We start from the raw sequence: 12,813 nt of genomic DNA on the forward strand, positions 1-12,813 counted from the left end.
ACGGGGCCACGCCCGTCGCCCCTCGTCTCGGCTCATCGGCCCTCGCAGGTCGAGTCGAGACACCGCCGACCGCGACTCGTCTCGAATATCGGCAGGCCGCAGTCGCAGTCGTCGACGACGACGCCCGCGGGGAGCGAAAACGCCGTCTCGCACTCGGGATAGGCGTCACAGCCGGCGAGCAGGCGGCCGCTCCGCCGGATGGTTCGGAGCGGCGACCCGCAGTCCGGACACGACCACTCGCCGTCGAAGCGGTCTTTCACGCGGTCGTCCAGCGGGTCGCACCGGCGGTCGATACAGACCTCGAACGGCGCGCCGCGCTCGACGCGCATCAGCGGCAGGCCGCAGTCGTCGCACGTCTCGTCGAGGACGGTCGCGCCCGCCGGCAGGCGGTACTCGGTCCCCGAGTCGAGGGCGACGACGGAGCCGTTAGTCCTGACGAGCGGGTCGCCGGTGTCGGGATGCGAGCCGACCGGGACGCCCGCGTCGCTCGCGGGGTACTCGGCGCGGCCGGTCACGTCGTTCGACTCGACGGTGAGGGTCTGGTCGCCGGCGCGGGCCACGAGGCCGAACGACCCCGGCCCGGACTCGACGGTCAGCGAGTCGGCGCGGGTCAGCCACGCGACGGGCTGGTAGCCTCCGGCGTCGTGGACGAGGACGGTTCGGTCGGGCTTGGCAACGACGACGACCCGGCCGCGCTGGGTGCGGTCGCGGGAGCCTTCGAAATTGACGGTGCAGTCGCCGGCGAAGACGCGTATCGAATCCATGCGCCGGGGTGGCTCCGGGTTCGGGTTTGAACCTTTGCGCGAAGGTTCACCGGCCATGCCGCTCAGCCATGCCGCGGCACGAAGCTCTTTGGTCGGCCGCGGCCGAGGGCGAACCATGGACGCGAACGTCGTGCTGTTCGACATGGACGGAGTGTTGGTCGATTCCGAGCAGTACTGGCACGCCTTCGAGGACGAGTGGGTGTTCGCCGACGCCATCGAGTCCGGCGACCCCGACCACGAGGAGATAACGGGGATGAACTTCCGCGAGATATACGACTACCTCGACGCGGAGTACGGGACGACCGTCACGAAAGACGAGTTCATCGCGGCGTACCACGAGAACTCAGAGAGCGTCTACGGCGAGCACGTCGTCCTGATGGACGGCGCCGAGGAGCTGTTTTCGGACCTCCGCGCGGCGGGCAAGAAGGTGGCAATCGTCTCGTCGGCCCCGCGGGACTGGATTTCGACCGTCCGCGAGCGGTTCGGCCTCGACCCCCTCGACCTCGTGCTCTCGGCCGACGACATCGACGACCCCGGTAAGCCCGAACCCCACATCTACGAGCACGCCGCCGCCGAGTTCGGCGTCGCCCCCGAGGACTGCGTCGTCGTCGAGGACTCGATAAACGGCATCGAGGCGGCCGTCCGGTCCGGCGCGTACACCATCGCCTACCGCGGCGGGCAGAACGCCGACCTCGACCTCTCGCGGGCGGACGAAATCGTGACTGGACCGGCGGAGTTGCGGGCGGCGCTGTTGGGCGAGGAGTAAGGGAAACGCGACCAAAAACGACCGAAAAGCGGCTGACTCCGCGGTTTCTGCTATTCGACCCGAACCGTCCGCGACTCCCGAATCGGGAGCAGCGGCAGGTCGGGGAACGTGACCTCCACGACGAACTCCAGTTCGTCGTCCGTCGCGCCGAAGACGCCGACGGGGACGGTCACCTCGTCCGAGAGGTAGCACGTCTTCGCCGACATCTCCACGTCGTTGACGGTGACGCGGATGCCGACCGAGCCGCCGCCGCCGTCGTTCCGCACGCGGATGTCGTGCATGTCGCTCTCGCCGCGGGCGACCGACTCGGGGAAGTCGCCCCAGTCGATTTCGGGCGCGGGGAGGTCCTTCGCGCTCTCGATGACGCGCTCGGCGACGCCCTGCGAGAGGCCCGCGCGGGTGAGTTCCTTCACGCCGGCGTCGACCACGTCGGCCGGGGTCGAGAGGCCGCCGGTGGCGAGCTTTCGCGCGCGGCCGGGGCCGATGCCGTCGACGGCCGTGAGCGCCGCGGCGTCGCTGCTGACGCCGTTGTCGACGCGGGCCTCGACGCGCCTCGCGAGGTTGGCCGCGCGGGCGTCCGCGAAGGTGTCGAGGAACTCGCGGAGCGCGGAGAGCAGTCGGAGCGCGTTCTGCTTGATGACCCACGCGTCGCTCCGGAGTTCGCTCGGCGTCGAGTTCGCCATGCTGGCGTGGAGGATGGCGAGCACCTTCTTCGGACCGTCTTCGAGCGTGGTCGAGACGCCCGTCAGCACCGAGTCGACGGCGTCCACCTCGGACTGGCGCGCCGACACCTGTCGGAAGTCGGCCGCGCCCGCGACGGTTTCGAGGATGTCGTCGGCGGAGATGCGGTCGCGTTCCGCGAGGTCGGCGAAGCGGGAGGCGGTCCCGAGCCGGAGGTAGTACTTCGAGGTGAGTCGCCCGAGCGGGGTCGCGTCGATGGAGAGGTCGTCGTCCATCTCGACGAAGCCGCGAGAGACGAGGCGGTCGAGCACGTCGCGGACGCGCGAGCGGAGGTCCTCGAAGTCGTAGGCCGCGGGGTTCGACTGCGCCCGCCGGTAGTAGAACGTCGTCTCCAGCCACGACATGACGTCGTCGAGGTCGCGGATGGTCCCCATGGCGATTTCGGCGTTGAGGTGCGAGTCGAGGTCTTCTGCGAGGCGCGACTCGATTTCCTTGCCCTCGCGGAGCAGGCGGCGGTACTTGTTCTGGTCCGAGCGGTCGCAGACGACCCAGCCGTAGCCCACGTCGTCGTAGCCGGGGCGGCCGGCGCGGCCGAGCATCTGGAGGATGTCGAGCGGCGAGATGTCCACCTCGCCTTCGAGCGGGTCGTGGTGTTTCGTGTCGCGGATGACGACGCAGCGGGCGGGGAGGTTCACGCCCCACGCGAGCGTCGAGGTCGAAAACAGGAGCTGAATCTTGCCCTCCTTGAACCACTCCTCGACCGCCTCGCGGTCGTCGCGGGCGAGGCCGGCGTGGTGGAAGCCCACGCCGTCCAAGACGCCCTTTGCGAGCGAGTCGTTGCTCAGCTCCTTGGCCTCGTTGTGGAAGTCGTAGTCGCCGCGCGCGCCGATTGGCACGTCGCGCTTTGCGAGTTCGTCGCGGGCCTTGGCGGCCGCGCGGACGGCGTCCTGCCGCGAGGAGACGAACACGAGCGACTGGCCGCCGTCGCGGATGTGCGGCTCGGCGAGGTCGAACGCCCGGTACAGCCGGCGGTACTTGTCGGCGAAGGAGTTCTCGCCGTGGGTGTAGGTCTTGACGCCCGCGTGGAGGTCGACGGGGCGGTAGTCGTCGCCGAACTCGAAGGTCGTCTCGGCGGGCGCGTCGAGCCACGCCGCCACGTCGTCGATGTTGGGCATGGTCGCCGACAGCGCGACGATGCGGGGGTCGCAGATGCGGCGCATCCGCGAGACGGTGACTTCGAGGACGCCGCCGCGGGTCTCCGAATCCAGCAGGTGGACCTCGTCGATGACGACGCAGTCCACGTCCTCGATGAAGGAGTAGCGCGCCGAGTCGTGCTTGCGGGTCGCGGAGTCGGTCTTCTCGGGCGTCATCACGAGGATGTCGGCGCGGGCGGCCCGTCGGGGGTTCAGGTCGCGCTCGCCGGTGACGACGTACACCGAGTAGCCGAGGTCCTCGAAGCGCTCCCACTCGGTCTCCTTTTCGGTGGTGAGCGCGCGGAGCGGGGCGATGAAAAGCGCCGTACCCTCGTCGCGGAGCGTGCGGCAGATGGCGAGTTCGGCGAGCGCCGTCTTCCCGCTGGCCGTCGGCGCGGAGGCGACGACGTTGTGGTCGGTGTCGAGGATGGCGGGGAGCGCCTCGCGCTGCATCCGGTTGAACTCCTCGAACCCGAAGGCGTCTGCGAACTCGGGGACCGCCTCGGCGACTTTCACTGGGCGCACCTCCGGGTGCGCGCTGGCGTCGGGGACGAGACGAAGACGAGCGTCATACACGAAGCCGAGTCGTCCGTGGGGAAAGGCGTTTCTCCATCCGGCGCGGCGGCTCGCGGATGTCGAACGGCCGGGAAAACGGAGGGACTGAGGTTGGTGGGTGGTGGGGCGTTCCGGCGGAACGCGGCGGAGTGTGGTGGTGGGTGGGAGGGTTGGGGAGGCGGAGTCGGAGACCGAAGCGCCGGCCCGCTTACGCGGCGCCGGCGAGCGCGGCGATGAACGACCAGTTCGTCCCCGCGGTCGCCTCGTGCTTCTTCGATTCGGCCTTCGTCATGTCGCGGCGGTGTTTCCAGTTCATACTCGATAGAAGTCTTTACTCGGATATAAGTTTTTCAGTTATGTGATACATCTAGCACGGTTGTACATGCTGTTTGATGGAAAGTCGTGATATATCCGGACCGGACGTTTCGAATTTCGTGATATAACTGCGTGTTTGAACGATTCTGAACAAGGCGTGATAGCACGGGGCGCACATGCGATGGCTAACGTCTCGGGGACGCGGTTTCGGTTGACTCGGCGGGCGATTCCATCGGCAACCCGACAGACGGCGGACCAATCCTCACGTTTTTGCCCGTCGCCTCGCAAGAACTGCCTATGCGCACGCGGCGGAAGCCAGACTGGTTGAAGATGCGACCGCCATCGGGCCGGCGTTTCACCGATATCAAATCGACGCTCCGGGACCGGAACCTCAACACCGTCTGCGAGGAGGCGAACTGCCCGAACCTCGGAGAGTGTTGGAGCGGCCGCGACGGCCCCGGCACGGCCACGTTCATGCTCATGGGCGACCGGTGCTCGCGCGGGTGTAACTTCTGCGACGTGACGACCGGCGGGATGGAACCGCTGGACCCCGACGAACCGGCGAACGTCGCCGACGCGGTGACCGAAATCGGCCTCGACTACGTCGTGTTGACCTCCGTGGACCGCGACGACCTGCCGGACCAGGGCGCGGCCCACTTCGCCGAGACCATCCGCGAAATCAAGCGCCGCGACCCCGAGGTGCTCGTCGAGGTGCTGATTCCCGACTTCCAGGGCGACCCCGAGCACGTCCGGCAGATAATCGACGCCGGCCCCGACGTCATCGCCCACAACATCGAGACCGTCGAGCGCCTCCAGTGGCCGATTCGGGACCGCCGCGCCGGCTACGAGCAGTCGCTTTCGGTGCTCCAGCAGGTGACAGACGAGTCCGACATCCACACGAAGACCTCCGTCATGCTCGGCCTCGGCGAGCACGCCCACGAGGTCTACCAGACCCTCTCGGACCTCCGCGAGGCCGACGTGGACATCGTCACGTTCGGTCAGTACCTCCAGCCCTCGCGGAGCCACCTCGACGTGTTCGAGTACGTCCACCCCGACGCCTTCGAGACGTGGCGGCGCGTCGCGGAGGACGAACTGGGCTTTCTCTACTGCGCGTCCGGCCCGATGGTCCGGTCGTCGTACAAGGCCGGCGAACTGTTCGTGGACGCGCTCCTCCGCGAGGGGTCGAGCGTCGAGGAGGCGCGGCAGGCCGCCCGCGCGGCCGCCGGACAGTAGGTCGCGGCCGCCGCGCCGACCGACTGCGTCGGCCGCTCCACCCCGTCCGCGCGACCCGGCAGACCGGGTCCGACCCCGCGCCCGCCGCGGACCCGATCTGCAACGCTGTCGATATTTCCGATTATTTCTCGGCGATGTGTGGGTTCACACTAATGAACGTCAGGAAGAATCGTTTAGAAGCGAAGATGTCCAATTTTTACCCCGCGTGAGTTTACATAGCACGATGTGAGGCGCAATATTCCGAGCCAAAGTAAACTATATACGAAAACAATATAACGCCGGCGGGTGTCGATTTTGGCATGAACAGGAGGGTTCTCCCGTGAGCGTGCTTCAACGCGACCCGCAGGACCAGGTACGGGTGCTCGACGAAGACGGGACCGTCGTCGGCGAGGTCCCCGACGTCGACGACGAGACGCTCGTCGAGATGTACCGATACATGCGTCTCGCCCGACACTTCGACACGCGGGCGGTGAGTCTCCAGCGCCAGGGGCGGATGGGGACGTATCCACCGCTGTCCGGACAGGAGGGCGCACAGATCGGGAGCGCAATCGCGCTCGACGAACAGGACTGGATGGTTCCGAGCTATCGCGAACACGGCGCGTCGCTGCTCCGGGGCCTCCCGCTGAAGCAGACGCTTCTGTACTGGATGGGCCACGAGAAGGGCAACGAGATGCCCGAGGGCGTGAACCTCTTTCCGCCCGCGGTCCCCATCGCCTCGCAGATTCCGCACGCGACCGGCGCGGCGTGGGCGAAGAAACTCCGCGGCGAGGAGGACACGGCCGTCATCTGCTACTTCGGCGACGGCGCGACCTCCGAGGGCGACTTCCACGAGGGGCTGAACTTCGCGGGCGTCTTCGACACCCCGAACGTCTTCTTCTGTAACAACAACCAGTGGGCCATCTCGGTGCCGCGGGAGCGACAGACCGCCGCCGAGACGCTCGCCCAGAAGGCGACCGCCTACGGCATCGACGGCGTGCAGGTCGACGGGATGGACCCGCTCGCGGTCTATTCGGTGACGAAGGCGGCGCTCGACAAGGCGAAGAACCCCGGCGAGGGCGAGGGCCGCCCGACGCTCATTGAGGCGGTCCAGTACCGCTTCGGCGCGCACACGACCGCCGACGACCCGACCGTCTACCGCGACGACGAGGAAGTCGAGAAGTGGAAGGCGAAAGACCCGATTCCGCGGCTGGAGTCGTTCCTCCGCGAGACGGGCCGCATCGACGACGAGACCGTCGAGACCATCGAGGAAGACGTGAAACAGCGGGTCGCCGACGCCATCGAGGCGGCCGAGTCCGACCCGCGTCCGGACCCGAGCGAGATGTTCAACTACGCCTACGCCGAGCGGACCCCGGAGATTCAGGCACAGTACGAGGAGTTCGAGGCGCTCCGCGAGAAGTTCGGCGACGAAGGATTCCTCAGAGAATGAGCAGTCAGAACCTCACCATCGTGCAGGCGGTACGGGACGGTCTCTACACCGAGATGAACCTCGACGACGAGGTGCTCGTCATGGGCGAGGACGTCGGCAAGAACGGCGGCGTCTTCCGGGCCACGGAGGGCCTCTGGGACGAGTTCGGCGACGACCGCGTCATCGACACGCCGCTGGCCGAATCGGGAATCGTCGGCACGGCCATCGGCATGGCCGCGATGGGGCTGAAACCGGTCCCGGAGATACAGTTCTCCGGCTTCATGTACCCCGGTTTCGACCAAATCGTGAGCCACATGGGTCGGTTCCGCAACCGCAGCCGCGGCCGCTACACGCTCCCCATGGTGCTCCGCGCGCCCTACGGCGGCGGCATCCGCGCCCCCGAGTCGCACTCGGAGTCCAAGGAGATGTTCTACGCGCACGAGGCCGGCCTGAAGGTCGTCATCCCCTCGACGCCGTACGACACGAAGGGACTGCTCATCTCCGCCATCCGCGACCCCGACCCGGTCATCTTCATGGAGCCGAAGCTCATCTACCGGGCGTTCCGCGGGGAGGTCCCCGAGGAGGACTACACGGTCCCCATCGGCGAGGCCGCGGTCCGCCGCGAGGGGACGGACGTGTCCGTGTTCACCTTCGGCGCGATGACGCGCCCGACGCTCGAAGCCGTCGAGAACCTCGAAGAGGAGGGCATCGACGCAGAGGTCGTGGACATCCGCACCATCTCGCCGCTCGACCGCGAGACCATCGTGGAGTCGTTCAAGAAGACCGGCCGCGCGGTGGTCGTCCACGAGGCTCCGAAGAACGGCGGCCTCGGGGCCGAAATCACGGCGACGGTTCAGGAGGAGGCGCTGCTCTATCAGGAAGCGCCGGTCAAGCGCGTCGCGGGCTACGACGTGCCGTACCCGCTGTACGCGCTGGAGGACTACTACCTCCCCTCGGTCGCCCGCGTCGAAGAAGGTATTCGTGAGGCGGTGAACTTCTGAACGATGGCGCTCAAGGAATTCAAACTCCCCGACGTCGGCGAAGGCGTCGCGGAAGGCGAACTCGTAACGTGGCACGTCGCGCCGGGCGACGAGGTAACCGAAGACCAGGTGCTCGCGGAGGTCGAGACCGACAAGGCGCTCGTCGACGTGCCCTCGCCGTTCAACGGGACGGTCGAGGAACTCCTCGCCGAGGAGGGCGAGGTCGTCCCCGTCGGGGACGTCATCATCACCATCCGGGTCGGTGGCGACGAGGAGGAGGCCGCCGATGCCGCCGGTTCGGACGCCGAGGCCGCCGACGTGGACGCCGAACCGACCGATTCCGAGACGGCCGAGAGCGACGACGCCGGCGCAGGCGAGGACGACGGTTCCAGTTCCGGCGGGCGCGTGTTCGCCCCGCCGAGCGTCCGACGGCTCGCCCGCGAACTCGGCGTCAGTCTCGAATCCGTCGACGGCAGCGGCCCGAGCGGCCGCGTGACCGAGGGCGACGTTCGCGCCGCCGCGGAAGACGCCGGCGACGAGGGCGGCGACGAACCCAGCGGCCCGCGGACCGTCCAGACCAACGGGAAGTCCGCGACCGCGAAGCGCGACGAGGGAACGTCCGGGTCGGCGACCGCGTCGGCCGAGAGCGCCGACCGCGGGCAGACGCTCGCCGCGCCCGCGACCCGCGCGCTGGCCAAGGAGGAGGGCGTGGACATCGACGCCGTCCCCGCGACCGAGATGCGCGACGGCGAGGCGTTCGTCTCGCCCGAGGCCGTCAAAGAGTACGCGCAGGCCCAGCGCGAGGCGCAGGCCGCGGACGCCGAGGCGGTGGCCGCCGAGGCCGACGCCGTCCCCGCGACCGCCGAGGCGACGGGCGAAGCGACGAGTGAATCCGCACCGCCCGAGGCCGGCCCCGGTGCCGGCGAGCGCGTCCCCTACAAGGGCGTCCGCAAGGCCATCGGCGACCAGATGCAGCGGTCGAAGTACACCGCGCCGCACGTCACCCACCACGACGAGGTGGACGTGACGGAGCTCGTCGAACTGCGCGAACAGCTCAAGCCCGTCGCCGAGGAGCGAGGGTCGCGGCTGACCTACATGCCGTTCGTGATGAAGGCCGTCGTCGCGGCGCTGAAGGACTTCCCGTACCTCAACTCGCAACTCGACGAGGAGAACGAGGAAATCGTTCTGCGCGACGAGTACAACATCGGCGTCGCGGCCGCGACCGACGCCGGCCTGCTCGTTCCCGTCGTCCGCGACGCGGACCGCAAGGGCATGCTCGAACTCGCCGACGAGATGAACGAGAAGGTCGAGAAGGCCCGCAACCGCAAAATCGCGCCCGAAGAGATGCGCGGCGGCACCTTCACCATCACCAATATCGGCGGCATCGGCGGCGAGTACGCGACGCCCATCGTCAACTACCCCGAGGTGGCGATTCTCGCGCTCGGAGCCATCAAAGACAAGCCCCGGGTCGTCGACGGTGAGGTCGTGCCGCGTAAAGTCCTCACCCTCTCGCTGTCGTTCGACCACCGCATCGTCGACGGCGCGCAGGGCGCTCGATTCACGAACCGCGTCAAGGAACTGCTCGAAGACCCCAAGCTGCTGGTGTTAGAATAATGGTCGTCGGAGACATCGCAACCGGAACCGAACTGCTCGTCATCGGCGCGGGGCCGGGCGGCTACGTCGCCGCCATCCGCGCCGCACAGAACGGCATCGACACGACGCTCGTCGAGAAGGACGCCTACGGGGGCACCTGCCTCAACTACGGCTGTATCCCCTCGAAGGCGCTCATCACGGGCGCGAACCTCGCCCACGAGGCGGGCAACGCCGAGGAGATGGGCATCCACGCCGACCCCGTCGTCGACATGTCGCAACTGCGCGACTGGAAGAGCGGCGTCGTCGACCAACTCACCGGCGGCGTCGAGAAGCTCTGTAAGGCAAACGGCGTCAATCTCGTCGAGGGGACCGCCCGCTTCAAAGACGAGAACGCCGTCCGCATCGCCCACGGCGGCGAAGGGCAGGGCTCGGAGACCGTCGAGTTCGAACACTGCATCATCGCCACCGGCTCGCGCGTCATCCAGATTCCCGGCTTCGACTTCGGCGACGAGCCGGTGTGGTCGTCGCGGGACGCCCTCGAAGCCGACACCGTCCCGGAGCGACTGGTCGTCGTGGGCGGCGGCTACATCGGGATGGAGCTGTCGACGACGTTCGCCAAGCTCGGCGCGGACGTGACCGTCGTGGAGATGCTCGACGACATCCTGCCGGGCTACGAGTCCGACGTGGCCCGCGTCGTCCGCAAGCGCGCCGAGGACCTCGGCATCGACATGCACTTCGGCGAGGGGGCCAGCGGCTGGCGCGACGAGGACGACGGTATCATGGTGACCACCGAGACCGAAGACGGCGAGGAAAACGAGTACCGCGCCGACAAGGTGCTCGTCGCCGTCGGGCGCTCGCCCGTCACCGACACGATGGACATCGAGAGCGCCGGCCTCGAAGCCGACGACCGCGGGTTCCTCTCGGTCGACGAGTGCCGCCGCACCGACGTCGAGCACATCTACGCCGTCGGCGACGTGGTCGAGGACACGCCGATGCTCGCGCACGTCGCCTCGAAAGAGGGCATCGTCGCCGCCGAGCACGTCGCCGGCGAGCCGGTCGCCTTCGACAGTCAGGCCGTCCCCGCCGCCGTCTTCACCGACCCCGAAATCGGCACGGTCGGCATGACGGAAGCCGACGCCGAGGAAGCCGGCTTTTCGCCCGTCGTCGGGCAGATGCCGTTCCGGGCGTCCGGCCGCGCGCTGACGACGAACCACGCCGACGGCTTCGTCCGCGTCGTCGCCGACGAGGAGTCCGGATTCGTCCTCGGGGCGCAAATCGTCGGCCCCGAGGCCTCGGAGCTAATCGCGGAACTCGCGTTCGCCATCGAGATGGGCGCGACGCTCGAAGACGTGGCGTCGACCATCCACACCCACCCGACGCTCGCGGAAGCGGTCATGGAGGCCGCCGAGAACGCGCTCGGACAGGCGATTCACACGCTGAATCGGTGAGGTGAGGAGCGTCGAAAAGCGGGAGGACTTTTTTACGCGGTCAGGTCGCCGTCGAGCTCCGGGTCGAAGACGTCCTCGACGCGACAGTCGAAGTACGCCGCCAGCTTGAACGCCAGTTCGAGCGAGGGGTCGTACCGCTCGCGCTCGATGGCGTTGATTGTCTGTCGGGTGACGCCGACCGCTTCGGCGAGTTCGCCCTGACTGAGGTCTGCGGCCTCGCGGCGCGTGCGGACCCCGTTTTTCATGTCCGAGCGCGGACCCAGAGGTAGCACAGGGCGAAGAGACCGAACAGTCCGACGAAGCCGTACAGCGCGCCCGAGACGAACGGCGAGACCTCGAACAGCCCGAGCGTCGCGCCGAGTCGGGCGGCGGACGCGCCGAGGACGAGGATTACCGCGGCGACGGTCATGGTGAGCTGACTCGCCCGTCGTTCGAGCGACCGGTCGCGCTCGTCGAACAGCGCGACGTCGGTGCCGCGCCAGACGGCGAGCGCGGCGACGATGCCGAGCCAGTAGACGGCTTCGCCGACCACGGGGTAGTCGAGAAACCGGAGGACGAGGGAGGCGAGCACGCCGACCCCGATGGAGCCGAACAGCAGGCGTCGATACCGCCGTCGTCTGGAGAGCCGAGGCGTCGGTGAGCGTTGGACCTGTGTCATAGTTCTGTGTAAAGCGCCGGGTCGGAGACCGGGTGGAAAGTTCGCTTTACAGTAAAGCATACTTTACACACCGACTTAATCGTTGTCCCGGTTCGGTCGCGTCGCTCCGAGGTTCGCGCGGCCGCAGAGAAGGGCGTCAGCGTCGGTTCAGTTCGAGTCGGGCGGGTTCAGTCCGGGTCGGGTCGGTTCATGGTCGCTCACCCGTCGTCGAACCACCACAGCACCAGCATCGTCCCCACGACCGCCGCGGCCGCGGGAATCGACTCGTCGACGCCGAGCGTGCGGACGTCGAGGAGGACGACGCCCTCGAACAGGGCGGCGAGCGCGAGGGCCACGAAGACGAAGCCCGCCACCCATAGCTCGGGCGTGTTGACGTCGCTGATTGGCATACGCGGGGCTACGGCCCCATATGTGATAAGTGTTAGCAGACCACAAACAGTCTACTCGTCGGCGTCGAGAATCCCGTGGCTCTCGAAGAGCTTTCCGAGTCGGTCCATGGAGGCGACGACGGCGTCGCAGGCCGGGCGGACCGCGTCCTTGGGGACGAAGCCGACCGAGAGGCCGGCGACTTCGAGCATCGGGAGGTCGTTCGCGCCGTCGCCGACCGCGACGGTTCGGTCCATCGGGACCTCGTGTTCGGCGGCGTGATTCTCCAGCGCCGTGTCCTTCGTGCCCTCGATGAGCGACCCCTCCACGTCGCCGGTGAGTCGGCCGCCCTTCACGGGCAGGCGGTTCGAGACGATGTCGTCGACCTCGACGCCCTCCTTTTCGAGCGCGCGCTCGACGCCGCGTTCGAACCCCCCGGTGAAGATGGCGACGTGGTGGCCGTAGTCGCGGAGACGCCGGATGAGGTCGGCCGCGCCGGGGCGGAGTTCGACCTCGCTGTAGGCCTCCTCGGCGAGTTCCTCTTCGAGGCCTTCGAGGAGGCGGGCGCGCGAGCGCAGGCTCTCCGCGTAGCTCATCTCGTCGTTCATGGCCCGCTCGGTGATGTCGGCCATCTCGTCGGCCGTGCCGTTCTTCTTGCCGAGGAGGACCGTCATCTCGGAGTCCGAGAGCGTGCCGTCGAAGTCGAAGGCGATGATGCGCATATCTGCCCGTCGTCGCCGCGGGGTTTCAAAGCTTCCGCGTCGGCAGTTATGCGGCGGGGGAGGGGCGCTGGCGAGCCGCCCCCGGCGGGAAACGGGGGGCGGCCGCGCACAGCTATTTACCCGTCGTCTCCCTG

Annotated in this window: 12 protein-coding genes; 6 read left to right on the forward strand and 6 right to left on the reverse strand. The window is 68.0% G+C overall.

Annotated features, from left to right (window positions below):
• Positions 1-32 precede the first annotated feature (32 nt).
• Positions 33-764, reverse strand: coding sequence for an Sjogren's syndrome/scleroderma autoantigen 1 family protein (locus NDI65_RS19270; RefSeq protein WP_089777058.1), 732 nt, complete (start codon positions 762-764; stop codon positions 33-35).
• A gap of 115 nt (positions 765-879) precedes the next feature.
• Between NDI65_RS19270 and NDI65_RS19275 the strand changes: the two genes are divergently transcribed.
• Positions 880-1,530: an HAD family phosphatase gene (locus tag NDI65_RS19275; protein WP_089777059.1), complete on the forward strand. Its 651-nt coding sequence runs from the start codon at positions 880-882 to the stop codon at positions 1,528-1,530.
• Positions 1,531-1,580: 50 nt separating this feature from the next.
• Here NDI65_RS19275 and NDI65_RS19280 read toward each other — a convergent pair whose 3' ends face one another.
• Entirely contained in the window at positions 1,581-3,920 is a 2,340-nt protein-coding gene (locus tag NDI65_RS19280) for a DEAD/DEAH box helicase (RefSeq protein ID WP_089777060.1), read from the reverse strand.
• Positions 3,921-4,571: 651 nt separating this feature from the next.
• On the opposite strand from NDI65_RS19280, the gene lipA reads away from it, so the two are divergent.
• From lipA to lpdA, 5 genes are all read left to right on the forward strand, one after another.
• Positions 4,572-5,507: a lipoyl synthase gene (gene lipA / locus NDI65_RS19285; protein WP_089777061.1), complete on the forward strand. Its 936-nt coding sequence runs from the start codon at positions 4,572-4,574 to the stop codon at positions 5,505-5,507.
• A gap of 319 nt (positions 5,508-5,826) precedes the next feature.
• The gene (gene pdhA / locus NDI65_RS19290; protein WP_089777062.1) at positions 5,827-6,933 is read left to right on the forward strand and encodes a pyruvate dehydrogenase (acetyl-transferring) E1 component subunit alpha; all 1,107 of its coding nucleotides are present in this window, start codon (positions 5,827-5,829) and stop codon (positions 6,931-6,933) included.
• Positions 6,930-7,913: an alpha-ketoacid dehydrogenase subunit beta gene (locus NDI65_RS19295; protein WP_089777063.1), complete on the forward strand. Its 984-nt coding sequence runs from the start codon at positions 6,930-6,932 to the stop codon at positions 7,911-7,913. The genes pdhA and NDI65_RS19295 overlap by 4 nt, the downstream gene beginning before the upstream one ends.
• 3 nt (positions 7,914-7,916) lie before the next feature.
• On the forward strand, positions 7,917-9,506 hold the full coding sequence (locus NDI65_RS19300; RefSeq protein WP_089777064.1) for a dihydrolipoamide acetyltransferase family protein: 1,590 nt from the start codon (positions 7,917-7,919) through the stop codon (positions 9,504-9,506).
• A complete protein-coding gene (gene lpdA / locus NDI65_RS19305) occupies positions 9,506-10,933 on the forward strand; it encodes a dihydrolipoyl dehydrogenase (protein WP_089777065.1) in 1,428 nt (475 codons plus the stop codon). The genes NDI65_RS19300 and lpdA overlap by 1 nt, the downstream gene beginning before the upstream one ends.
• A 32-nt stretch (positions 10,934-10,965) precedes the next feature.
• Here the strand turns inward: lpdA and NDI65_RS19310 are convergent, their stop codons facing one another.
• From NDI65_RS19310 to serB, 4 genes are all read right to left on the reverse strand, one after another.
• Positions 10,966-11,178 carry a helix-turn-helix transcriptional regulator gene (locus NDI65_RS19310; protein WP_089777066.1) on the reverse strand — a complete coding sequence of 71 codons (213 nt, stop codon included), beginning with the start codon at positions 11,176-11,178 and terminating at the stop codon, positions 10,966-10,968.
• Complete coding sequence (locus NDI65_RS19315; protein WP_089777067.1) at positions 11,175-11,591, reverse strand: DUF2178 domain-containing protein; 417 nt, start codon at positions 11,589-11,591, stop codon at positions 11,175-11,177. Before NDI65_RS19315 ends, NDI65_RS19310 begins: the two co-directional genes overlap by 4 nt.
• 197 nt (positions 11,592-11,788) lie before the next feature.
• A complete protein-coding gene (locus tag NDI65_RS19320; RefSeq protein ID WP_089777068.1) occupies positions 11,789-11,980 on the reverse strand; it encodes a hypothetical protein in 192 nt (63 codons plus the stop codon).
• A gap of 51 nt (positions 11,981-12,031) precedes the next feature.
• On the reverse strand, positions 12,032-12,679 hold the full coding sequence (gene serB / locus NDI65_RS19325; protein WP_089777069.1) for a phosphoserine phosphatase SerB: 648 nt from the start codon (positions 12,677-12,679) through the stop codon (positions 12,032-12,034).
• Positions 12,680-12,813 lie beyond the last annotated feature (134 nt).

The organism is Haloferax sp. S2CR25, from assembly GCF_031624535.1.
GTDB classification, from domain to species: domain Archaea; phylum Halobacteriota; class Halobacteria; order Halobacteriales; family Haloferacaceae; genus Haloferax; species Haloferax massiliensis.

Bases quoted from the DNA above. Each gene is read 5' to 3' on its own strand.
- NDI65_RS19270 (WP_089777058.1), bottom strand. From the start codon at position 764: ATGGATTCGATACGCGTCTTCGCCGGCGACTGCACCGTCAATTTCGAA.
- NDI65_RS19275 (WP_089777059.1), top strand. From the start codon at position 880: ATGGACGCGAACGTCGTGCTGTTCGACATGGACGGAGTGTTGGTCGAT.
- lipA (WP_089777061.1), top strand. From the start codon at position 4,572: ATGCGCACGCGGCGGAAGCCAGACTGGTTGAAGATGCGACCGCCATCG.
- NDI65_RS19295 (WP_089777063.1), top strand. From the start codon at position 6,930: ATGAGCAGTCAGAACCTCACCATCGTGCAGGCGGTACGGGACGGTCTC.
- NDI65_RS19300 (WP_089777064.1), top strand. From the start codon at position 7,917: ATGGCGCTCAAGGAATTCAAACTCCCCGACGTCGGCGAAGGCGTCGCG.
- lpdA (WP_089777065.1), top strand. From the start codon at position 9,506: ATGGTCGTCGGAGACATCGCAACCGGAACCGAACTGCTCGTCATCGGC.
- NDI65_RS19310 (WP_089777066.1), bottom strand. From the start codon at position 11,178: ATGAAAAACGGGGTCCGCACGCGCCGCGAGGCCGCAGACCTCAGTCAG.
- NDI65_RS19315 (WP_089777067.1), bottom strand. From the start codon at position 11,591: ATGACACAGGTCCAACGCTCACCGACGCCTCGGCTCTCCAGACGACGG.
- NDI65_RS19320 (WP_089777068.1), bottom strand. From the start codon at position 11,980: ATGCCAATCAGCGACGTCAACACGCCCGAGCTATGGGTGGCGGGCTTC.
- serB (WP_089777069.1), bottom strand. From the start codon at position 12,679: ATGCGCATCATCGCCTTCGACTTCGACGGCACGCTCTCGGACTCCGAG.